Genomic DNA, 20,240 nt, shown 5'->3' with positions numbered 1-20,240 from the left:
GGCGGATGGGGGCGGCGCTCCTCGAGGCTAGAAGGCTTCGAGCCGCGCGACCCGGCGATGCCGGTGATGTCCGGGTACTCGACGGGATCGACCTGACACTGGCTTCGGGAGAGATCGTCGACGTCGTCGGCCCCTCCGGCGCCGGGAAGACCACCCTGCTGCTCGCTCTCGCGCGGCTCCTTCCTTCGGCGACCGGCGAACTCGAGCTTCTGGGGCGTCCGGCCTCCGAATGGGACCCGCGAGCGTGGCGGGCGACCGTGGCGCTGCTGCCGCAGGTCCACTCGCTCGTTGTCGGGAGCGTCGCCGACAACCTGCTGCTGCCCTGGCGCCTGAAGGTGCGCGCCCACGCCGCCCCGCCCGCCGCCGTCGCGCTCCGGGCGGCACTCGACGGGCTGGGCCTGAGCGATGTGGCGCCCGAGCGCGACGCGTCCCGGCTCTCAGTGGGGCAGGCCGCGCGGGTGGCTCTGCTGCGCGTGCTCCTCACGTCGCCGCGGGTGCTCCTGCTCGACGAGCCGGACGCGAGCCTCGACGACGCGAGCGCCGCATTCGTGACGGACGCGACGCGCGCGTTCGTCGAGGCCGGCGGCGCCGCGGTGCGCGTTCGCCACGCTAGAGTGGACGACGCGGCGGACCGCCGCTTCCGCCTCGCGGGCGGGCACCTCGCTCCGGCGGTGGCGCGATGAGCGGCGTCGTCCCGATCGGCTGGTTCGAGCTCGCTCTGGCCACCGGCTTCATCGTGGTCACCGGCGCGCTCTCCTTCGCGCTCTCGCTCGGCCTCGTGAAGGACCTCGCCTTCGCGACGGTGCGCACCTACGCGCAGCTCCTCGCGTTGGGCCTGGTGCTCAGGTGGGTCTTCCGCTTCCAGACGTGGTGGATCGTCGTCGGGTTGATGCTGCTGATGACGCTCGCCGCCGCGCGCATCATCCTCAAGCGCGCGCCCGACGCTCCGCCGGGGCTGTTCGGCTCCGCTGCCGCATCGATGGCGCTCACCGGCTTCATCGTGACGTTCGCCGTCACCGCGCTCGTCATACGCGTGCCCGTCTGGTACGACGCGCGCACCGTCGTCCCCATCGCGGGGATGGTACTCGGGAACTCGATGACCGGCATCGCCCTCGCGCTCGAGCGCGTCTTCGCCGACCTCGATGCGCGCGCAGGCGAGGTCCTCGCGCTCACGGCGCTCGGCGCCACGCCGTGGGAGGCCGCGCACGGCAGCGTGCGCACCGCGCTTCGCGCGGGCCTCATCCCGACGGTCAACGCGATGGCGGCGGTCGGCATCGTCTTCATCCCCGGCATGATGACCGGGCAGATACTCGCCGGAGCCGACCCGCTCGAGGCGACGAAGTACCAGATCGTCGTGATGCTCATGGTGAGCACGGCGACCGCTGTCGGCTCCATGTCCGCCGTGCTACTGTCGTATCGCCGCCGGTTCACTCCCGACGGCGTCTACCTGGAGAGGGGACTGCGCGAGGGTGGTCGCTAGGCGCCCGCGCGCGCATCGCCGAGGAGCCGGATGACCCCGTTCGAGCTGTACCTGGACCGGACCGCCAAGCGGTTCGACGCGTATCTCGCCACGTTCTTCACGAACGGGATACACGCGGACATGGTGCGCTACCTCTACGGGCCGCTCGCGACCTTCTCGACGAACGCGGGCAAGCGTCACCGGCCTCTCATCTGCCTGCTCGCGTGCGAGGCCGTCGGAGGCGACCCGGCGAAGGCGTGGCCTTCGGCCGCCGCCATCGAGCATTTCCACACGGCTGCGCTCGTCCACGACGACATCGAGGACGCGAGCCTCACGCGCCGCGACGAGCCGTGCATGCACGTCACCGAGGGTGCCGGGCTGGCGATAAACGCGGGAGACCTCGCGCTCTCGCTCGTGTGCGGCACGGTCGTGCACGATCCCGGACTGGTCGACTCGGTGAAGCTGCGCGTGCTCGCCGAGCTCGTCGACATGACGACGCGCACCATCGAGGGCCAGGCGCTCGACATCGGCTGGGCGCGCGACGACCGTTTCGACCTCACGTGCGAGGACTACCTCGTGATGGCGAACCACAAGACGGCGTACTACTCGGGCGCGGTGCCGCTCGCCGTCGGAGCGATCATCGGTGGGGGCGACGAACAGCAGATCGATGCGCTGAGATCGTTCGGCATGGCCGCGGGGCTCGCCTTCCAGATCCAGGACGACGTTCTCAACCTCGCCGGGACGAAGGAGGCGACGAAGAAGGACTTCCGCTCCGACGTGACCGAGGGCAAGCGCACGCTTGTCGCGATCCACGCGCTCGAGCACTCCCCGAGCCGCGGGCGCCTTCTCGAACTGCTCTCGCAGCGAGTCACGGACGGCGCGCTCCTCGACGAGGCCGTGGCGATCATGCGCGACGCGGGTTCGCTGGCGTATGCGAGCGGGTACGCCGATCGCCTCGTTCTCGACGCGAAGGCGGCGCTCGACATAGCGCTTCCCGAGACCCGCGCGAAGAAGCTGCTCCGGTCGATGGCGGACTTCTTCGTCAAGAGACAGGCTTAGGCTCCCGTTCGGGTACGTTCTCCCCGTGCGACGCGAGCGAGCGTCCGAGAAGCGAGGAGGCAGCCATGCGAGCGGTACCTGTTGCGGACGGCATCCATTGGGTCGGCGCGATCGATTGGGGTCTGCGCGACTTCCATGGCTACGAGACGCCGCGCGGCACGACCTACAACGCGTACCTCGTCGTCGGCGACGGTGGCGTCGCTCTCGTCGACACGGTGAAGTCCGGCTTCGTCCCCGAGTTGCTCGATCGCGTCCGGACGGTCGTCCCGCTCGAGCGTGTGACACTCGTCGTCGTCAACCACGTCGAGCCCGACCACAACGGCGGGTTGCGCGAGGTCCTCGAGGCGTGCCCGAACGCGCGGTGCGTCGCGTCGCGAGCCGGGGTCGCCGGCATCGCCGAGTACCACGAGGGACTCGCGGCGGACGTCGTCGGCGCCGATGCCGTGATCGACCTCGGAGGCAAGACGCTGCGCTTCCTGCCGATGCCGATGGTCCATTGGCCCGACTCGATGTTCACCTACTGCGCCGAGTCGCGCGCACTGCTGCCCAACGACGCCTTCGGCCAGCACATGGCTTCTTCCGAGCGGTTCGCCGACGAGGTCGGTATCGACCTCGCGCTCGAGCAGCTCGGCATCTACTTCGCGAACATCCTCATGCCGCTCACCAAGCAGGTCGCGGATGCGGTGGGCAAGGTCGTGGCGACCGGATGGGAGATCGAGACCATCGCGCCGTCGCACGGCGTGATCTGGCGCGGCGCCGATCCGATCGGCGCCGCGATCGCGGCCTACGGGCGTTGGACTTCCGGAGAGACGCAGCGCAAGGCCGTCGTGGCGTTCTCGACGATGTGGGGCTCGACCGCGATGCTCGCGACCGCCGTCGCGGACGGGATCGCGGCGGAAGGGGTCGACGTGCGCGTCTTCGACCTCGCGAGCAGCGCGATCGCCGATGTGACCCGCGAGCTTCTCGACGCCCGCGCTCTCGTCCTGGGCTCGCCCACACTCCACCACGGCATGCTCTTCCGCGTCTCGGGGTATCTCACGTGGCTCGAAGGGCTCAGGCCCGCGGGCAAGCTCGCCGCGACGTTCGGCTCGTTCGGCTGGGGCGGAGGCGCCTCGAAGCAGATGGGCGACCGTCTCGCCGCCATCGGGTTCGAGCTTCCGTTCGAGTCTCTCGCTGTGAAGTTCCGCCCGACAGGCGCCGACCTCGACTCCGCTGCGCGTTGGGGCCGCGAGATCGGGAAGGCGGTCGTGGAGAAGGGCTAGCGGCTTCGCAGATAGTCACCAGGGAGTGAAATCCGCACCGAAGCGATCGTTCGCCCTATGCACGTCCCGAAGTGCGAGATGTCGCCCGTGAGCAGGAAATCAGCCTTGGACACGATCGCGGCGAGGAGGACCGGCCGGTCCTTGTCGGGCAGACCTGGGTCGTCGTCGATACGGAAGTCTGCCGGCTCGACGGGCAGGACGGCGAGTGCTGTGAGGAGCGATCCGAGTCGCGTAGCGGCCGCCAGGTCGGGCACGTTCCGGCGCGCTTCGACAACGACGTGCGGGGAAGCGAGCAGCCGGACGCCATCGAGGCGCCAGAGCGCGGTAAGTCCCGAGTCCGGCTTCAGCGCCGCCGAGACGAGCACGTTCGCGTCGAGGAAGAGCCGGTCCATCTACGACGCCGGGCGCGGCTGGTGCGACAGCGACTCCGGGTCGATCCCCATCGCGCGCACCTCGACGAGCGCCGCGTCGAACTCGGTCGCGCTCACCGCGTTGTTCAGCATGAACTCGGCCGTGCGCTCGGGCGTGTAGATCTCGACCTCGTAGGCGTGGGCCGGCTTCAGGAGCAGCCCCTGGGGAGACTCCTCCATGACGAGCATCGTACCCTCGTCGAGACCGTAGCGACGGCGCGCCTGCGCGGGGATGACGACCGTCCCGCGTTTGCCGATGCGGACGTACTCGGACACCCCGATCACCTCTTCGGTTAATCAGTATATCAGAGATACGGACATCACTCGATCCCTGCCCGCCATCGCACGATCGCGTCGGCGGCTTCGGCGACCGACAGCTCGGGGCCGGGCGCGCCGGCGTCGCGCTCGCGCAGCGCCGCGAAGAGCTCAGCGAGCACAGGCGGCGTGATGTTGCTCTCGGCGAGCTCGCGCGGCCGGGCGAATACGTCGGCGGGAGTGCCCGAGAGCGCGATACGCCCGCCGGGAGCGAGCACGTAGGCGAAGTCGGCGAACTCCGGGACCGAGTCGATGTCGTGCGTGGAGAGGACGATCGTCGTCCCGCGCTCGGCCGACAGCCGCCCGAGCAGCTCGACGAGGCCGCCGCGCGCCGCCGGGTCGAGACCCTCGAAAGGCTCGTCGAGCACGAGCAGCTCGGGGTCCATCACCAGGGCGCCTGCGAGCGCGACCTTGCGCTTCTCTCCGCCGGAAAGGTCGTGCGGCACGCGCGCGGCGAGGTCGCCGACGCCGAGGAGGTCGAGCGAGGTCCGCGCCCGGGAGAGACACTCCGCTTCGGGCAGGCCGTACTGGCGCGGCGAGAACGCGACGTCGTCCAGCACGGTCGGGGCGATGAGCTGCTCGTCGACGTTCTGCAGCACGACCCCGATACGCCGGCGCACCTCTCGCCATCGCTTCGCGGGCTCGACTCCGAAGACGGTGACGTGACCCTCCTGGGGCTCGAGCAGTCCGAGGATATGGAAGAGCAGCGTGGTCTTCCCCGCGCCGTTCGGACCGAGTATGGCGACGCGCGAGCCGCGCGGCGCCACGAAGTCCAGGCCGCAGAGGTGGACCGAGGTGCCGTCCTCGTAGCGGTGGCGCACGCACGAGACGCGAACGACCTCTTCGACGGCGGACGCGACGTTCACGGGCGTCTCCTTCCCATGACGGCGGCGGTAGCGAGGCATGCGAGCGCGACGAGCGGTGGCAGCCAGCTGTACGGGCCGAGCATCGACCAGGCCAGCCGCCAAGCGGCGGCGACGGCGAGCACCGCGACGGCGCCGACGACGAGTGCGGCGTCGACTGTGGGCGAGTCCGCGGGCGGGAGCGCGACGCGCAGCCGGCGCTCGTAACCGCGCAGGCGCATCACGTCGTACTCGCGTTCCGCGAGGTCGAGTGCGTAGAGCACGAGCGCGCCGAGCGACTGGACGCTCGCGCGAGCCGAACGCAGTGGATGCCAGGCGCGCAGGCCCGACCGGAGGCGGACAGCGCGCAGCACGGCCGCGAACTCGTCGGCGAGCAGGAACAGCGACCGGTACGTCATCAGCAACGCGTCACCGACGACCTCCGGCACGGCCGGCTGGACGAGCGCGAAGACCTGCGGGTATGGCGTCGACGACATGAGGACGACCGCCGCGAGCGCCGCCGTCGCGGCTTTGGCGACGAAGAGCGCGGCGGTGAGGACGTCCGGCGCGGCGGCGAAGGCGAAGGCCAGCGCGAAGACCGCGGGGTATGCGGCGAGGGGCCCGACGATGCGGCCGGGGAGCCGCGCGGAGACGGCCACGGCGGCGAGCGCGGTGCCCGCGGCGACGACCACCAGCACGTTGCGGCTGGCGACCACCGCGACGAGCACGAGCGCGAAGGCGGCGACCTTGGCGCGCGGCGAGGCGCGGTGTAGCCAGGACCGGCCACCCACGGCGACGGCGTCGACCGCGGTCACGCGCATCAGCGCCGCCCCCGCTCGTGGCTAGGCAGGCGCTTCTCGCCGCGCGCCGGTCCGGCGGCCAGGACGAGTCCGGGTCGCACGCGCGCCACGTAGCCGAGGACAGCGGCGGTCACCGCCGCTTCGATCGCCCAGCCCAGGGGGCCGAGAGTGAAGACGACGGCGGCGAAGCGTCGCGTGGACATGCCGCGCGCGGGCGCATCGCTCTCACCGCGGAGCGTGTTCACAGCGACCACTCCGTGCGAGAACGGGTTGTCGAACCGCAGGCTCCCGGGGTCGAGCGCGCCCGTCTCGCGTCCGCCGGCCAGGCTCGAGCCGGCCAGCGCGACGATGCCGACGAGCGCGGCGGTGGTCATGGCCAGCGTGAGCACGGTGGAGATGGCCGCCGCGCCCCGGACGCGGCGCGAACTCGCGCTTGCGCCCGCCAGCAGCCGGAAGAGCGTCCCCCCGACGACCATCTCGGCTCCGATGAGGAGCGCGTTCAATCCGACCACCGTGACGCCGCCGTGGCCGAGGAGGGCGAGCACGAGAGTGACCACGAACGCCGAGACCAGACCGAGCCACGGTCCGAGCAGAACGCCGGCGACGACGGTGAGATTGACGTGGTACGCGAGCGGCACGATCTCGCTCGACATCGAGACCAGCACGAGTGCCGAGACGACCCCGAGCAGCGGCACGCGGCGTCGGGCGTCGGTCGCGACCGCGCGCCGCGACGCCAGCCAGACCAGACCGAGAGCGAGCGCCCATCCCGACACCCACAGCCAAGCGGGGAGCACGCCGTCGGGGATGTGGATGTGCGACACAGGCCCGCCTTCCGCGCTCTCCCGGTGGGAACCATTCCCACTCCTAGCCACGGAATGTACCACGGCGGCGGGCGTCCGGCCGCGCGCCCTGTGTCTCGCGCGGTATCAGGTATCATTATCCCGAAGGAGGGGCCATGAACATCCCGCAGTTGCGCGCGTTCGTATCCGTCGTGGAGCACGGCTCGTTCTCCGGGGCCGCGCGTGTGACCGGGGTCTCTCAGCCGGCCGTCACCATGCAGGTCCAGGGCCTCGAGGCCGACCTCGGCGCGGCGCTGCTCGAGCGCCGTTACCGCCGGGTCGAGCTTACCGAGGCAGGACGCCTGCTGCTGCCGCACGCACGCAAGGTCCTCGACGAGATCGAGGCCGCGCGCGAGGCTATCGTCGACCTCGCGGGAACGGTCTCGGGCCATCTGGTCATCGCTGCGAGCACGACGCCGGGTCAGTACGTGCTGCCGAAGCTCCTCGGCGCGTTCCTTCGCGACCATCCCGACGTCAGCGTCGAGTTGCGCGTAATGGACACTGCCGCGGTCGTGCGCGCCGTCGAGGAGGGGGAGGCGCAGCTGGGAATGGTCGGCGCCCGCATGCCGGGCGAGCGAGTCGCGTACGAGGAACGAGGAAGCGACGACCTCGTGCTCATCTGCCCGCCCGGCGATGAGCTCGCGACCACCGAGGGCGTCAAGCTCTCGGCGCTGGCCGAGGAGCCTTTCGTCGTTCGCGAGCAGGGCTCGGGGACGCGCATCGCCTCCGAGGACGCTCTGCGCCGGGCGGGGCTCGACCCCGGCGAGCTGCGGGTCGTCGCCGAGCTCGGCACGGGAGAGGCGATCGTGAGCGCCGTCGAGGGCGGTCTCGGACTCGCAGTCGTGAGCAGCTGGGTCGCGAGCAAGGCGATCGAGCTCGGAAGCGTCGCCCTGGTCTCGGAGGGGCACTTCCCGGTCGTGCGCCCGTTGTGGACGGTCGTGCCGCGTACGACTCCGACTCGTGCCGCCGAGGCGTTCCTCGACCACCTGCGCGACACGCTCTGACCCGCGGGCGTGCTATCCTGTCGCCATGCCGCGCGATAGCGCGGCGCATAACTCTCCGAGTCCGGTGAGCCTACCGCCACGGCGCGCCTGCAGGCGCCACGGCCATGGAGCCCGGACCGATAGGGTCGGTGGGGAAACCCTCCGGCCTCCCGCGCTCGGAAAGGAGACGCACATGCACCATCGTACCGTCGCGCCTGTCCTCAGGCGCGCGGCGAGTGTCCTGCTCGCCGCCGTGTTCCTCTTCTCTGTGGTGGGGTGTGCCGCCAAACCGGCCCCCACGACCGGGAAGCCCACTCCGGAGCTGACCGAGCTCGTGCTCGCGTCGACGACCTCGACGCAGGACTCCGGCCTCTTCGACGTGCTCATCCCGGCTTTCGAGAAGGCGTTCCCGCAGTACAAGGTCAAGGTCATCGCCGTCGGCACGGGCGAAGCGCTCAAGCTCGGCGAGACCAAGGACGCCGACGTCCTCCTCGTCCACAGCAAGGCGGACGAGGTGTCGTTCGTCGCGAGCGGCTTCGGCGTCGAGCGCCGCGACGTGATGTACAACGACTTCATCATCGTCGGTCCGGCCGCCGATCCCGCGGGCATCGCGGGCTCCAAGACCACCACCGACGCGCTAGACGCGATAGTCGCGGCGAAGGCGGTCTTCGTCTCGCGTGGCGACGATTCCGGCACCCACAAGAAGGAGAAGAAGTTGTGGACGGCGGCGGGGATCGAGCCCGCGGGCGCGTGGTACCTCTCGACCGGCCAGGGCATGGGCGAGACCCTCAAGGTCGCCTCGGAGAAGGGCGGCTACACGCTCGTCGACCGCGCGACCTATCTCTCCATGAAGGACACGGTCGACATGGAGGTCCTCCTCGAGGGCATCAAGTCGCTGCTCAACCAGTACGGCGTCATCGTCGTCACCGACGCCAAGAACCAGGCCGGCGGGCAGGTGTTCGCCGACTGGATCATCGGCGTCGAGGGGCAGAAGGTCGTCGGCTCGTACGGCGTCGAGAAGTACGGGCAGCAGCTCTTCATCCCGAACGCGAAGTAGGAGAGAGGCGGTCGTGGGCATCTACGTCGACGCGGCGCGGGAGGGCATCGTCCTGCTGCGCTCCGGAGACCTGGACGTGTGGGGCGTCGTCGCGACGTCGCTGCGCGTCTCGCTCACGGCCGCCGTCCTCGCTCTCGCGCTCGGTATCCCCGCGGGATACGTGCTGGGAACGCGCCGCTCGTTCGGGCGCCGCGCCATGCTCGTCCTCGCGAACGCCGGGATGGGGCTGCCGCCGGTCGTCGTCGGTCTCGTCGTCGCGATGACGCTGTCGCGACGCGGACCGCTCGGCGGCCTGGGGCTGCTCTACTCGCGTCCGGCGATGATCATCGCCCAGACGATCATCGCTTTCCCGGTCGTCGCGGCGGTATCCGCCGCCGCGGTGGCCGCCGTGCCCCGGGAGTTGCGGCTGCAGGCGCGCTCCCTGGGGGCGGGGCCGGTGCAGGAGGCGCTCCTCGCGCTGAGCGAGGCCAGGATGGGACTCGTCGCCGCGGTCGCGGCGGGTTTCGGCGCGATCATCTCCGAGGTCGGCGCCGTCATGATGGTCGGCGGCAACCTCGCGGGCGAGACGCGCGTCATGACGACCGCGATCGTCCAGTACTCCCGGATGGGCCGCTACGGCGCCGCTCTCGCGCTCGGCGCCGTGCTGCTCTTCCTCGTCGTGATGGTCAACATCGCGCTCACCGGGCTGCAGACGTCCGGCGAGCGCTGGGAGAGGGGATAGCCGATGGCTTCCCCTGTCTCGATCGGCTGCGAAGGTCTGCGACTGGCGTTCCGCGGAGGGTTCGCACTCGACGTCCCTGCTTTCGAGGTCCCGGCGGGCACCACGTCCGCGTTGCTCGGGCCGTCGGGCTCGGGGAAGTCCACTCTGCTGCACCTGCTCGGGCTCCTCGAGAAGCCCGACGCCGGCCGGGTACTCCTCGGCGGGCGGGCCGTCACCTCCAGGGACCGGGACGCGCGCCTGGCGATGGCCGCCGTCTTCCAGCGGCCGTGGCTCGCGCGCGGGACTGTCGCCGACAACGTCGCGTACGGTCTGCGGCTTCGCGGCGCCGACACCGGCGGGCGGCGAGACGCGGTGGAGCGCGCGCTGGGCCGAGTCGGGCTCTCGGGCTTCGGCGACCGGTCGGTCGCCACGCTCTCCGGCGGAGAGTCGCAGCGAGTCGCGCTCGCCCGCGCGCTCGCGGTCGAGCCGCGGGTGCTTCTGCTCGACGAACCGCTCGCGTCGGCGGACCCGCTCCTGAAGCGACGGCTCGCCCGCGAGTTCGCCGACATCCTGCGCGGCGAGAGCGTGACGACCCTCTACGTCACGCATGACCAGGACGAGGCGCTGGTGGTCGCCGACCGCATCGCCGTGATGAACGGCGGCCGCATCGTCGCCGAGGGCGCGGCCGACGACGTCGTCGGGGTGCCCTCCGATCCGTGGACCGCGTCCTTCCTCGGCGTGGCGCCCGCGCTCCTCGGCACTGTCGTGTCGTCCCTCGACGGCCTCATCGAGGTCGACTGCGGCGGTGCGACCATCGCGGCCGTGGCCGACGTCGCCGTCGGTTCCGCGGTCTCGCTCGGTGTGCGTCCCGAGGATGTGCTGCTGTTCGAGCCGTGGTCGGTGCCGCCGGTCTCGTCGGCGCGCAATCGGCTTCAGGCGGTGGTCGTCGAAGTGACTCCTAGGGGAGCGACCTTCCAGGTGGGTGTGGATGTCGGTGGCGTGCGCCTTGCTGCCAGCGTCTCGCGTGCGGCGGTCGGCGAACTCGGGCTCGCACCCGGGTCTCCCGTGCTCGCGGTCTTCAAGGCGACGGCGGTCCGCGTGGCGCATCTCAGCGCCCTCGCGGTACCGTAGAGCGATGGTACGAGGAGGCGATCCTGACGTGAATACGACCGACGACCGCATCCCGGTCACCGCCGCTGTGCTCGCGGGGGGCCGCAGCCTGCGCATGGGTGTCGACAAGACGATGCTCACCGTGGACGGTGAATCGCTGCTGGCTAGAGTCGTCGAGGTGGTCGCGGGAGTGTGCGCGCACACGATGGTGGTCACCAACCGCCCCGAGGCGGTCGAGGACGCCGGACTCTCCGCGGGCGTGCAGATCCATGTCGACGAGGTCGCGCACCAAGGACCGCTCGGCGGGCTCGTGACCGCGCTCGCGAACGCGAGCGACGACTGGGTGCTGGCCGTCGCCGCGGACATGCCGTGGTTGAGCGCTGGGGTCGTGCGAGCCCTGTGGGCCGCTCGCGACGGTGCGCGCATAGTCGTTCCCGTGACGGAGAAGGGCCCCGAACCGCTTCTCGCGCTCTATCACGTCGAATGCCTCGAGGCCGCGCGCGAAGCGCTCGCGACGGGGCGTCGCCGTCTCGTCACGCTCTTCGGGAGCGTACCGGTCGTCGAAGTCTCCGTCGAAGACCTGCGCGCCGTCGATCCCGATCTTCGCAGTCTCGTGAACGTCAACACGCCCGAAGACCTTGCAGAGGTCCGCGACGGTTCGGCGCCGCTCGGTCCCGAGGCGCCGGTGCGACTGTCGGTCTTCGAGACCGCGACGCGCCGTCCCCGCGGTCTGCCGAGCGAGCGCCCCGTCACCATCCATCTCAACGACGTCGAGGTCGCGACGGTGCAGGCGAGCCCCGCCGACCTCGACGAACTCGCCGTCGGCTTCCTCGTCTCCGAAGGGCTCCTCGCCGACCGCGCCGCTTTCCGCAGTGTCGAGGCGGACACGAAGCGCGGGATGGTATGGGTCTCCAGCAGCGAGTCCGTCCCCGACGACCTCGTCCACAAGACGCGGTACCTCACGTCGGGGTGTGGGACGGGCGTGACGTTCTCCTCCGTGGGGCATGCGCGCGACCTCGAGCACGTCGATGGCGGCGGCCCCGTCGACGCCGACGCTCTCTACGGGCTCATGCGCCTCATGTCGCGCGAGGCCGCGGCCTATCGCGACACGGGCGGCATGCACGCCTGCGCTCTCGCCCGCGGAGACGCGCTCGTACTGCTGCGGGAAGACGTCGGACGGCACAACGCGCTCGACAAGCTGTTCGGCCGCGCCTGGCTCGACGGCCTGTCGACGGGCGACGCCGTGTTGCTCACCACCGGACGGATCAGCTACGAGATGGCGGTGAAGGCGGCGAAGGCCCGGGTACCTATCGTGGTGTCCCGTACCGCCGTGACCGACCTCGCCGCCGAGATCTCCGGCGAGCTGGGCATCACGCTCGTCGGATACGCGCGCGGAGGGAAGCTCGTGGTCTACACGCATCCGGAGCGGGTGCGCACGACGGAGGGCCGTCCATGAACGTCATGAGTGTCGAGGAAGCCCGCGAGCTCGTCTTCGCTCGCGTGGCGCGGCTCGCGCAGGAGCGCGTGCTCCTGCTCGAAGCGCTCGGCCGCGTCCTCGCCGAGGACGCGGTCTCGGACATCGACGTGTCTCCCTTCGACAACTCGGCGATGGACGGTTACGCGGTGCGAGCCCAGGACACGGCGGGCGCCCCTGTGACGCTGCGCGTCGTGGAGCACATCGCGGCGGGCGACAGCCCCACGGTCGCGCTCGGCACAGGCGAGGTCTCGCGCATAATGACCGGCGCGCCGATGCCCGACGGCGCTGACGCCGTCGTGATGGTCGAGCGCACCGAGCCCGGCGAAGCGGATGGCGGCGCCGGCGGGACGGTGCGCGTCCTGCACGGCGCCGAGGCCGGCGACCACGTGCGCCGCCGCGGCGAGGAGGTGCTCGCGGGGGATGTGGTGCTTCGCGCGGGCGAGGTGATCGGGCCGGCCGCGATCGGCCTGCTCGCCTCGACCGGTCATGCCGAGGCATCGGTCTTCCGCCGTCCGCGCGTGGCGGTGCTGGCGACCGGCAGCGAGCTCGTCGACGTGGCCGAGACGCCGGGACCGGGCAAGATCCGCGACTCGAACTCGTACTCCATCGCGGCGCAGGTCCTGGCCGCGGGCGGCGTCCCGCTGCGGTACCCGGTCGTGACCGACGACCCCGGCGTCACGCGCGAAGCCTTCCTGCGCGCCGCCGGCGAAGCCGATTTCATCGTGACGAGCGGGGGGGTCTCCGTCGGCGACTTCGACTACGTCAAGCCCGTGCTCGAGGAGATCGGAGAGCTCGCCTTCTGCAAGGTGGCCATGCGGCCGGGCAACCCGCAGACGCTCGGCTCCATCCGCGGCGTGCCCTTCTTCGGGCTGCCCGGGAACCCGACGAGCACGTTCGTCGGATTCGAGGTCTTCGTCCGTCCGGCGCTGCGCCTCATGCAGGGCTTCGCCTCGCTCGACCGGCCGCGCACGACCGCTCGGCTCGCTCACGACGTGCGCAAGAAGCAGGACCGCCGCTACTACATGCGCGCTTCGCTCTTGCGCATCGCGGACGGCTTCGAGGTCTCCCTCGCCGGGAGCCAGTCGTCCGCGCTGCTCACCGCAGCTCATAGAGGCAACTGCCTCATGGTGCTTCCGGAGGGTGAAGGCTCCTACTCCGAGGGCGCGCTCGTGGATTGCATCCGTCTCGACATGGAAGAAGGGACCCCATCATGAGTTCCGGTAGCGAGAAGACCGTCGACCCGCGCTGGGCCGACGCCGTCACCCCCGAACTGGTCGAAGCCGTCGAGGCGAAGGCTGTCGACGGGCGCGTCACGTGCCCCGTGCTGCGCAGACTCGCCGAGGACCTCGGCGTGCCCTACAAGGTCGCCGGCGCCGCCGCCGACCGCGCGGGAGTGAAGGTGCACAACTGCGACCTCGGCTGCTTCTAGTGCGGCAGGTTCCCATCATATCGATCGTCGGCAAGAGCGATTCGGGCAAGACGACGTTCCTCGAGGGGCTCGTGCGCGTGCTCGTCGGGCGCGGCTGGCGCGTCGCGACCGTGAAGCATCATGTCCACGACGTCGAGATCGACGTGCCGGGGAAGGACTCGTGGCGCCACGCGCGCGCCGGAGCCCACGTCGCGATGGTCTCTTCGCCCACGCGTCTCGCTCTCGTGCGGTCGGTCGACCGCGAGCGCACGCTCGACGAACTCGCGCAGGCCGCGGGCGACGTCGACATACTCCTCACCGAAGGTTTCAAGCGCGTCGCCAGAGTGCGCATCGAGGTCGCGCGGCGAGCCCGCTCCGACGAGCTCGTGAGCGGGCCCGAGGAGTTGTTCGCGCTCGTGACCGACGCCCCGGACCTCGCCGCGGGGGACGCCCCCGTGTTCGGTCTCGACGATCACGCGGCCGTCGCCGACCTCATCGAGCGGACGTTCCTCTCCGGTGGCGATCTCTGATGGGCACCGACGCGTTCGGACGCCGCATCGACTACCTGAGGATCTCGGTCACCGACCGATGCAACCTCCGGTGCGTCTACTGCATGCCGCCGGACGGCGTCTCCTGGAGGGAGCCGGGCGAGATCCTCACGTACGAGGAGATCGAGCGGTTCGCCGATGCGGCGGTGGCGGAGGGCATCTCGAAGATCCGCATCACCGGAGGGGAGCCGCTCGTGCGCCGCGGCATCGTCGACCACGTGAGGCGGCTGCGCGACATCACCGGGCTCGAGTCGATCGCGCTCACGACGAACGGGACGCTTCTCCCGCGCTTCGCCCGCGAGCTGGCCGACGCCGGCCTGCGGCGCGTGAACGTGTCGATCGACTCCCTCGATCCGGAGGTGTTCGCGCGGGTCACGCGCGGAGGCCGGCTCGAAGACGCGCTCGCGGGCATCGAAGCCGCCTTCGATGCCGGGATGGATCCGATCAAGGTCAACGCGGTGGTCGTTCGCTCCCTGGGGCAGGATCTCGCGGCGTTCGCCCGCCTGACCGTCGACAGGCCGCTCCACGTGCGCTTCATCGAGTACATGCCGGTCGGCGACGACGCGAGCGACGCCGAGCCGGCCGATGGCGTGACGGGTTGGACGCGCGACGACCACGTGCCGGCCGACGAGATCCTCGAGCGGTTGGGCGCCGCCGGCGCGGCCGCCGGCCTCGGGGACCTCACGCCCGTGGGGCGCGAGGACGCGCCCGGTGGATGGGGGCCCGCGCGCTACTACCGCTTCCCCGAGGCTCGGGGTACGCTCGGGGTGATCTCGCCGCTGTCCCACCACTTCTGTGGCGAGTGCAACCGTCTGCGGCTGACCGCGGACGGGAGGCTTCGTCTCTGCCTCTTCAGCGACGAGGAGATAGACGCCCGCGCGGCCCTGCGGCGCGGCGCGGACCGCGAGGAGTTGCGCGCGCTCGTGAGGCAGGCGCTCGCGGCGAAGCCCGAGAGCCATGCGATGCGCGTCGGGACCTCTCGGCGCATGTCTCAGATCGGAGGATGATATGGGAGAGGAAGCCGTGGGCGGTCTCACGCACGTCGACTCGAACGGCGCAGCGCGCATGGTCGACGTCTCGGAGAAGCCGCCGACGCACCGCCTGGCCGTGGCCGGCGCGTTCGTGAAGATGGCGCCGACGACGCTGGCGATGATCGCCGAGGGCGCTGCCCCCAAGGGCGACGTCTTCGCCGCCGCGCGGCTCGCGGGCATCATGGCCGCGAAGCGGGCATGGGAGCTCATCCCGCTGTGCCACCCGCTCTCGCTGACGCACGTCGCTGTCGATCTGAAGCCCGAGACGGGAGGCGTGCGGGTGCGGGCGACCGCCGAGACCCTCGACCGCACGGGCGTGGAGATGGAGGCGCTGACCGCCGCCTCGGTAGCTGCGTTGACGCTGTACGATATGTGCAAGGCGGTCGACCGCGGGATGGTCGTCTCGGACGTGATGTTGCTTCGCAAGGAAGGCGGCCGGTCCGGGACATGGGTGCGCGGGGAGGCGACATGAGCGTGGACGCCGGTGTCGTGGTCTCCGTGAACCTCTCGGAGCGCAAGACCGTACGCAAGACGCCTGGAGAATGCGGCGAGCTCGTCTTCGACCGCGGTTTCGCGGGGGACGCTCACGCGGGCGATTGGCACCGGCAGGTGAGCCTGCTCGCTCAGGAGTCCATCGACACCATGGTCGCGAAGGGGCTCGATGTCGGGCCCGGCGATTTCGCCGAGAACATCACGACGAGCGGGATCGATCTCGTCTCGCTGCCGATAGGCACGGTTCTGCGTGTCGGACAGGACTCCCTGATCGAGGTGAGCCAGATCGGCAAGGTCTGTCACACGAAGTGCGCGATCTACTATCAGGCCGGCGACTGCGTCATGCCGCGGGAGGGCATATTCGCGGTCGTCCGCGTCCCGGGTGACGTGCGCGTGGGCGACGAGGTCCGGGTCGAGAGCCTAGGAGACGGGACGTGCGACCGGGAAGAAGGGTCGCTGTGAGCGCTCTTCGCGTCGCCGTCGTGACATGCTCCGACTCGCGCGCCGCGGGAGAGGCGTCCGACACAGCAGGCGCCGCGCTCGTCTCGCTCGCGGAAGGTCGCGGCTGGACGGTCGTCTCGAGCGAGATCGTGCCCGACGATGTGGAGGCCGTCTCGTGCGCGATAGTCGCCGCGGCGGACGGGATCGGTGCCGACGTCGTTCTCACGACCGGCGGGACCGGACTCGGGCCGCGGGACGTCACACCCGAGGCGACGCTCGCCGCCTGCGACCGGGAGGTGCCCGGGATCGCCGAAGCCATAAGGGCGCGCAGCCTCGAGGTGACGGGCAGGGCGATGCTCTCGCGGGGCGTGGCGGGACAGCGCGGTCTCACCCTCGTGGTGAACCTTCCCGGGAGCGAGAAGGGAGCGCGCGAGGCGTTCGGCTTCGTCGCGGACCAGCTCGAGCACGCGGCGGACATGATGGCCGGCGGCGGTCACGGCTAGGGGCGCGGGCATGGGAGGCCCACCGAAGACGACGGTCTATCTCGACCACGGAGCGACGTCGTGGCCGAAACCGCGTCCCGTCGTCGATGCTGTCGTGGACGCCCTCACCGTCCACGGCGCGAGTCCCGGCCGCGGCGCGTACGCGATGGGGCTTGCCGCTTCACGCCTCGTGCACCGTGCCCGCGGAGCGTGCGCGTCTCTCCTCGGTGTGCCCGATTTGAGAGACGTCATCTTCGTTCCGGGCTGCACATACGCGCTCAACCTGGCGCTCAAGGGTCTGCTTCGACCCGGGGACAGGGTGGTCGTATCCTCGGTCGAGCACAACGCGGTGGTTCGTCCGCTGCACGCCACGAGCATCGCCGGCGTCGCGGTCGAAGTGGTCGAAGCGGACGCGAACGGCCTCGTCGACGCCGACGCTGTGGAGGCGGCGGTGCGCGCCGCGCCGACACGCCTCGTCGTCTGTCAGCACGCATCGAACGTCACCGGCGCGATACAGCCCGTGGCCGACCTCGCCGACATCGCGCACGCCGCCGGCGCGCTGATGGTGGTCGATGGGGCGCAGGCCTGCGGACATCTTCCCGTGGATCTCTCCTCGATCGGCGCGGACGCGTACGCGGTCTCCGGGCACAAAGGGATGCTCGGGCCGCAGGGCATCGGGCTGCTTTGCCTGTCGCCGTCCTGCGAGCCCGTCCCCCTCGTCGAAGGCGGTACGGGAGGCGCTTCGTCCGCCTCGCCGGAACAGCCCTCGAGCCGTCCGGAGCGCTTCGAGTCAGGGACGCCGAACACGCCCGGCATCGCGGGTCTGGGCGCCGCCGCGGCCTTCCTCGCGAAGGAGGGCGACGGCGTTCGAGCCCGCGAGGCGCGTCTCACCGCCAGGCTGCACGAGGCTGTGCTTGAGATCGGCGGCTTCCGCGTGCTCGGCCCCGTACCCGGCGAGCCGCGCGTCCCGATCGTGACCATGACGCACGACCAGGTGGATGCGGACAGGCTCGCCTTCCTGCTCGACAAGCGCTACGGCATCGCCGTGCGAGCCGGCCTTCACTGCGCCCCCTGGGTGCACAGGACGCTCGGGACGATCGACAAGGGGGCGCTGCGTCTCGGTCTCGGCTGGTCGACGACTGACGACGATGTGGACCTCGTCATCGGGGCGCTGCGGGACCTCGTCTCGTGAGCGCTCGCGCGACGCGACCGTTCGTCGTCTTCGGTTTCCCCTCCACCCACGAGGCGCTGCGGGGAGAGGAGGCGCTGCGTGCGGCATCCGTCGGCGTCGTCCCCGTCCCGACGCCGCACGCTCTCGGGGCTCACTGCGGTATCGCGATGCGCGTGCCGCGCGACGACGACACCGCCGCTCGGACCGCGCTCGACCTTGCGGGAGTCCCCTGGAGCGGGCCGCTGGCCTGGGAGGATGTGTGAGTGACGGGACGACCGTTCGTCGCTTTCGGGTCTTAAGGACCGCCGCCTTCGCGTTGACACCTCTGCGGCCGGTCACTATTGTGCGTAACTAGAGTTACAAACTCGCACGGCCGTCCGCGAAGCCTCCGGCGTACAGGCGCGCAGGACCTGGTGACGGTCGCGGAGACTCCACTCGGGTAAGGGGGTGTCAGCGATAGCACTGACACAGATCAACGTCTGGCTCGATGTCATTTTCACCACGCTCTATCCGGTGATAGTCATCGCGCTGGCATGCCATTTCTTCGGCAACATCCTCTCGAAGCGGGCGTATCGGCGTTTCGTGAACTGGGAGTGGCCGCACCACGAGGGTCCGGAGATACCGTGGCTGCCCAAGTTCCTTCACTTCCAGCACGTGGCTTGCATGATCCTGCTCGGCTTCTCCGGCATGTACATCCGGTTCCCGTTCTTCAACGGCGGCCGCACCGCGATGCGCTGGGTCCACTACATCGCGATGATCGTCGTGACGATCAACCTCGTGTGGCGCTTGTGGTACGCCTTCCGCGCGCGTCAGCGCGACTACAAGGAGTTCGCCATCACCCGGCGCGACCTGGTGACGATGCCGCAGGTGCTCATGTACTACATCTTCGTCAAGCCTTCGAAGCCGCATCTAGGCAAGTACAACGTCATGCAGAAGTCGACATACATCATCTTCGCTCCGCTGCTGTTCGCACAGGCGCTCACGGGGTTCGCGCTGCTCACTCAGCCGTTCATCTTCGGGCACAGCCCGAGGGAACTCCTGCTCGGCTGGTGGCTGGGCGCCCTCGTCGGCAGCGTGGACCTCGCCGGCTGGTACGCGCGAATGGTCCACTATGTGCTGAACTGGCTCTTCATCATCCTGACGACCATCCATGTCTACCTCTCGGTGAGCGAGGACCTACCGGCGTTCCTGAACTTCTTCGGGCTGAACTTCCTCGACCGCGGCCGCGCCGACCACGGCGAGGGACAAGGTCACGAGGAGCCCCCGGGGCACACGGCACCGGCGTTCTCGGCAGAGGCGGCCTTCCCGGCCCCGGAGGCCGGCCACGTGTCCCCGTCCGTGCTCACAGAGGCGGAGTGACCTACGCGAAGGTGATGGACCGGTGTCCCGTGTCATTAGTGTCACGCTGACGACCGCGGCCCTAGTGGCCGCGGCGTTGTCGTGCGCGGTCCCGGCCGCCGCCGTCCCTTCGAAGAGCGCTTCGGCGGCGGTGACGAGCACTCGCACCTCCGAGCCCAAGGCCGCGGCGCGAGCGAAGACGACGACGCCCGCCGCGGGCCGCTACGACATGGACTTCACGCTGCCGACAGCCGGCAAGTCGGGATGTCTCGTCTGCCACGGCGACCGCAACCTGGTCCGTCTCCGTTCGGGTGCGCTCATCAGCTACTGGGTCGACGAGGCGGTGATGCAGGGCTCCGCGCACAGCAAGATCCAGTGCACGGGGTGTCACGTCGATTTCGCGTATTCAGCGCCGCACCGAACGGACGCCGATTGGCGCCGGACAGCGAAGCTCGCCTGTAAGAACTGCCACAAGGACGCCTTCCAGGCCTTCGGCCAGGGAGTCCACAGCCTGACCGCCGACTCGAGCGCGGAGATCGAGAACCAGGATCTGCAGAAGCCGCTTTGCGGCGATTGCCACGGCTCCCACGGCATCGAGCGTCTGAAGGACAACCCCGACGGCAAGGCGAGCCTGCACGCGCAGGGCCGACGGATCTGCGGACGTTGTCACGAAGACTATTGGGACAGCTACGCCGACTACTACCACGGCTCCGCCTACCGTCGCGGGGCGAGCGACGCCCCCGCTTGCTGGGACTGTCACGGATGGCACGACGTCCTGCCCTCCAGCGATAGACGGTCTCGGCTCAACGAGACCGGGATCGCGCTCACGTGCGGGCAGTGTCATCGGAACGTGAACGACGAGTACCTCAGCTACTCGACGATCATCCATCGCAGGGGGGAGGCGCTCTCGCGCAACCCGGTCTACTCGTTCATCCGCGCCGCGAGACGCCGCATCGGCGGCATCTTCGGCACGGTCCGGTCCTGGGTGACATAGCGAGATGGGGCCCGGCATCCGT

The 20,240-nt window shown here is 70.3% G+C and carries 25 protein-coding genes and 1 riboswitch; of the genes, 20 read left to right on the top strand and 5 right to left on the bottom strand.

Features of this window, described 5'->3' with window-relative positions; genetic code table 11:
• The first annotated feature begins 5 nt into the window (after positions 1-5).
• From WC971_03415 to WC971_03400, 4 genes are all read left to right on the top strand, one after another.
• On the top strand, positions 6-683 hold the full coding sequence (locus tag WC971_03415) for an ATP-binding cassette domain-containing protein (GenBank protein MFA5843861.1): 678 nt from the start codon (positions 6-8) through the stop codon (positions 681-683).
• Complete coding sequence (gene fetB, locus WC971_03410; protein MFA5843860.1) at positions 680-1,480, top strand: iron export ABC transporter permease subunit FetB; 801 nt, start codon at positions 680-682, stop codon at positions 1,478-1,480. The genes WC971_03415 and fetB overlap by 4 nt, the downstream gene beginning before the upstream one ends.
• Before the next feature lie 30 nt (positions 1,481-1,510).
• Positions 1,511-2,518 (top strand): polyprenyl synthetase family protein, encoded by a 1,008-nt coding sequence (locus WC971_03405; GenBank protein ID MFA5843859.1) that lies wholly within the window; start codon positions 1,511-1,513, stop codon positions 2,516-2,518.
• A 65-nt stretch (positions 2,519-2,583) separates the two neighbouring features.
• Positions 2,584-3,780, top strand: coding sequence for an FprA family A-type flavoprotein (locus WC971_03400; GenBank protein ID MFA5843858.1), 1,197 nt, complete (start codon positions 2,584-2,586; stop codon positions 3,778-3,780).
• On the opposite strand, the gene WC971_03395 is transcribed toward WC971_03400, so the two are convergent.
• From WC971_03395 to WC971_03375, 5 genes are read right to left on the bottom strand one after another with little or no spacing between them, the layout of a single operon-like run.
• On the bottom strand, positions 3,777-4,172 hold the full coding sequence (locus tag WC971_03395) for a PIN domain-containing protein (GenBank protein ID MFA5843857.1): 396 nt from the start codon (positions 4,170-4,172) through the stop codon (positions 3,777-3,779). The two genes, WC971_03400 and WC971_03395, sit on opposite strands and share 4 nt — an antisense overlap.
• Positions 4,173-4,475 carry an AbrB/MazE/SpoVT family DNA-binding domain-containing protein gene (locus WC971_03390; GenBank protein MFA5843856.1) on the bottom strand — a complete coding sequence of 101 codons (303 nt, stop codon included), beginning with the start codon at positions 4,473-4,475 and terminating at the stop codon, positions 4,173-4,175.
• 35 nt (positions 4,476-4,510) lie between these two features.
• The gene (locus WC971_03385) at positions 4,511-5,371 is read right to left on the bottom strand and encodes an ATP-binding cassette domain-containing protein (protein MFA5843855.1); all 861 of its coding nucleotides are present in this window, start codon (positions 5,369-5,371) and stop codon (positions 4,511-4,513) included.
• On the bottom strand, positions 5,368-6,168 hold the full coding sequence (locus WC971_03380; GenBank protein MFA5843854.1) for an energy-coupling factor transporter transmembrane protein EcfT: 801 nt from the start codon (positions 6,166-6,168) through the stop codon (positions 5,368-5,370). The genes WC971_03385 and WC971_03380 overlap by 4 nt, the downstream gene beginning before the upstream one ends.
• On the bottom strand, positions 6,168-6,968 hold the full coding sequence (locus WC971_03375; protein MFA5843853.1) for an energy-coupling factor ABC transporter permease: 801 nt from the start codon (positions 6,966-6,968) through the stop codon (positions 6,168-6,170). The genes WC971_03380 and WC971_03375 overlap by 1 nt, the downstream gene beginning before the upstream one ends.
• Before the next feature lie 134 nt (positions 6,969-7,102).
• Between WC971_03375 and WC971_03370 the strand changes: the two genes are divergently transcribed.
• From WC971_03370 to WC971_03295, 16 genes are all read left to right on the top strand, one after another.
• Positions 7,103-7,990, top strand: coding sequence for a selenium metabolism-associated LysR family transcriptional regulator (locus WC971_03370; protein MFA5843852.1), 888 nt, complete (start codon positions 7,103-7,105; stop codon positions 7,988-7,990).
• 41 nt (positions 7,991-8,031) lie between these two features.
• Positions 8,032-8,172: riboswitch (molybdenum cofactor riboswitch) on the top strand.
• Complete coding sequence (locus WC971_03365; protein MFA5843851.1) at positions 8,163-9,026, top strand: substrate-binding domain-containing protein; 864 nt, start codon at positions 8,163-8,165, stop codon at positions 9,024-9,026. (Overlaps the previous riboswitch by 10 nt.)
• A gap of 13 nt (positions 9,027-9,039) precedes the next feature.
• A complete protein-coding gene (locus WC971_03360; GenBank protein ID MFA5843850.1) occupies positions 9,040-9,747 on the top strand; it encodes an ABC transporter permease in 708 nt (235 codons plus the stop codon).
• 3 nt (positions 9,748-9,750) lie between these two features.
• Positions 9,751-10,857, top strand: a complete 1,107-nt coding sequence (locus WC971_03355; GenBank protein ID MFA5843849.1) for an ABC transporter ATP-binding protein — start codon at positions 9,751-9,753, stop codon at positions 10,855-10,857.
• Positions 10,858-10,885: 28 nt separating this feature from the next.
• On the top strand, positions 10,886-12,292 hold the full coding sequence (fdhD, locus tag WC971_03350; GenBank protein ID MFA5843848.1) for a formate dehydrogenase accessory sulfurtransferase FdhD: 1,407 nt from the start codon (positions 10,886-10,888) through the stop codon (positions 12,290-12,292).
• Positions 12,289-13,527 carry a gephyrin-like molybdotransferase Glp gene (glp, locus tag WC971_03345; GenBank protein MFA5843847.1) on the top strand — a complete coding sequence of 413 codons (1,239 nt, stop codon included), beginning with the start codon at positions 12,289-12,291 and terminating at the stop codon, positions 13,525-13,527. The genes fdhD and glp overlap by 4 nt, the downstream gene beginning before the upstream one ends.
• Positions 13,524-13,742, top strand: coding sequence for a hypothetical protein (locus WC971_03340; protein ID MFA5843846.1), 219 nt, complete (start codon positions 13,524-13,526; stop codon positions 13,740-13,742). The genes glp and WC971_03340 overlap by 4 nt, the downstream gene beginning before the upstream one ends.
• A complete protein-coding gene (gene mobB, locus WC971_03335; protein MFA5843845.1) occupies positions 13,742-14,251 on the top strand; it encodes a molybdopterin-guanine dinucleotide biosynthesis protein B in 510 nt (169 codons plus the stop codon). Before WC971_03340 ends, mobB begins: the two co-directional genes overlap by 1 nt.
• Positions 14,251-15,276: a GTP 3',8-cyclase MoaA gene (gene moaA, locus WC971_03330; protein ID MFA5843844.1), complete on the top strand. Its 1,026-nt coding sequence runs from the start codon at positions 14,251-14,253 to the stop codon at positions 15,274-15,276. The genes mobB and moaA overlap by 1 nt, the downstream gene beginning before the upstream one ends.
• Before the next feature lies 1 nt (position 15,277).
• The gene (gene moaC, locus WC971_03325; protein ID MFA5843843.1) at positions 15,278-15,772 is read left to right on the top strand and encodes a cyclic pyranopterin monophosphate synthase MoaC; all 495 of its coding nucleotides are present in this window, start codon (positions 15,278-15,280) and stop codon (positions 15,770-15,772) included.
• Positions 15,769-16,254: an MOSC domain-containing protein gene (locus WC971_03320; protein ID MFA5843842.1), complete on the top strand. Its 486-nt coding sequence runs from the start codon at positions 15,769-15,771 to the stop codon at positions 16,252-16,254. Before moaC ends, WC971_03320 begins: the two co-directional genes overlap by 4 nt.
• Entirely contained in the window at positions 16,251-16,736 is a 486-nt protein-coding gene (locus WC971_03315) for a MogA/MoaB family molybdenum cofactor biosynthesis protein (GenBank protein MFA5843841.1), read from the top strand. Before WC971_03320 ends, WC971_03315 begins: the two co-directional genes overlap by 4 nt.
• 10 nt (positions 16,737-16,746) lie before the next feature.
• A complete protein-coding gene (locus WC971_03310; protein MFA5843840.1) occupies positions 16,747-17,907 on the top strand; it encodes an aminotransferase class V-fold PLP-dependent enzyme in 1,161 nt (386 codons plus the stop codon).
• On the top strand, positions 17,904-18,149 hold the full coding sequence (locus tag WC971_03305) for a DUF3343 domain-containing protein (GenBank protein ID MFA5843839.1): 246 nt from the start codon (positions 17,904-17,906) through the stop codon (positions 18,147-18,149). The genes WC971_03310 and WC971_03305 overlap by 4 nt, the downstream gene beginning before the upstream one ends.
• 184 nt (positions 18,150-18,333) lie before the next feature.
• A complete protein-coding gene (locus WC971_03300) occupies positions 18,334-19,245 on the top strand; it encodes a cytochrome b/b6 domain-containing protein (protein MFA5843838.1) in 912 nt (303 codons plus the stop codon).
• A gap of 22 nt (positions 19,246-19,267) precedes the next feature.
• Complete coding sequence (locus WC971_03295) at positions 19,268-20,218, top strand: hypothetical protein (protein MFA5843837.1); 951 nt, start codon at positions 19,268-19,270, stop codon at positions 20,216-20,218.
• The last annotated feature ends 22 nt before the right edge of the window (positions 20,219-20,240 follow it).

This window comes from Coriobacteriia bacterium, assembly GCA_041658765.1.
Classification (GTDB): domain Bacteria; phylum Actinomycetota; class Coriobacteriia; order Anaerosomatales; family JBAZZO01; genus JBAZZO01.
Note: the sequence above shows the minus strand (reverse complement) of the source record. Positions and strands in the feature narration are given on the sequence as shown.

What these genes read in the sequence shown, in the direction of transcription:
- WC971_03415 (MFA5843861.1), top strand. Translation starts at nt 6, where the DNA reads ATGGGGGCGGCGCTCCTCGAGGCTAGAAGGCTTCGAGCCGCGCGACCC.
- fetB (MFA5843860.1), top strand. Translation starts at nt 680, where the DNA reads ATGAGCGGCGTCGTCCCGATCGGCTGGTTCGAGCTCGCTCTGGCCACC.
- WC971_03405 (MFA5843859.1), top strand. Translation starts at nt 1,511, where the DNA reads ATGACCCCGTTCGAGCTGTACCTGGACCGGACCGCCAAGCGGTTCGAC.
- WC971_03400 (MFA5843858.1), top strand. Translation starts at nt 2,584, where the DNA reads ATGCGAGCGGTACCTGTTGCGGACGGCATCCATTGGGTCGGCGCGATC.
- WC971_03395 (MFA5843857.1), bottom strand. Translation starts at nt 4,172, where the DNA reads ATGGACCGGCTCTTCCTCGACGCGAACGTGCTCGTCTCGGCGGCGCTG.
- WC971_03380 (MFA5843854.1), bottom strand. Translation starts at nt 6,168, where the DNA reads ATGCGCGTGACCGCGGTCGACGCCGTCGCCGTGGGTGGCCGGTCCTGG.
- WC971_03370 (MFA5843852.1), top strand. Translation starts at nt 7,103, where the DNA reads ATGAACATCCCGCAGTTGCGCGCGTTCGTATCCGTCGTGGAGCACGGC.
- WC971_03365 (MFA5843851.1), top strand. Translation starts at nt 8,163, where the DNA reads ATGCACCATCGTACCGTCGCGCCTGTCCTCAGGCGCGCGGCGAGTGTC.
- WC971_03355 (MFA5843849.1), top strand. Translation starts at nt 9,751, where the DNA reads ATGGCTTCCCCTGTCTCGATCGGCTGCGAAGGTCTGCGACTGGCGTTC.
- glp (MFA5843847.1), top strand. Translation starts at nt 12,289, where the DNA reads ATGAACGTCATGAGTGTCGAGGAAGCCCGCGAGCTCGTCTTCGCTCGC.
- WC971_03340 (MFA5843846.1), top strand. Translation starts at nt 13,524, where the DNA reads ATGAGTTCCGGTAGCGAGAAGACCGTCGACCCGCGCTGGGCCGACGCC.
- moaA (MFA5843844.1), top strand. Translation starts at nt 14,251, where the DNA reads ATGGGCACCGACGCGTTCGGACGCCGCATCGACTACCTGAGGATCTCG.
- moaC (MFA5843843.1), top strand. Translation starts at nt 15,278, where the DNA reads ATGGGAGAGGAAGCCGTGGGCGGTCTCACGCACGTCGACTCGAACGGC.
- WC971_03320 (MFA5843842.1), top strand. Translation starts at nt 15,769, where the DNA reads ATGAGCGTGGACGCCGGTGTCGTGGTCTCCGTGAACCTCTCGGAGCGC.
- WC971_03310 (MFA5843840.1), top strand. Translation starts at nt 16,747, where the DNA reads ATGGGAGGCCCACCGAAGACGACGGTCTATCTCGACCACGGAGCGACG.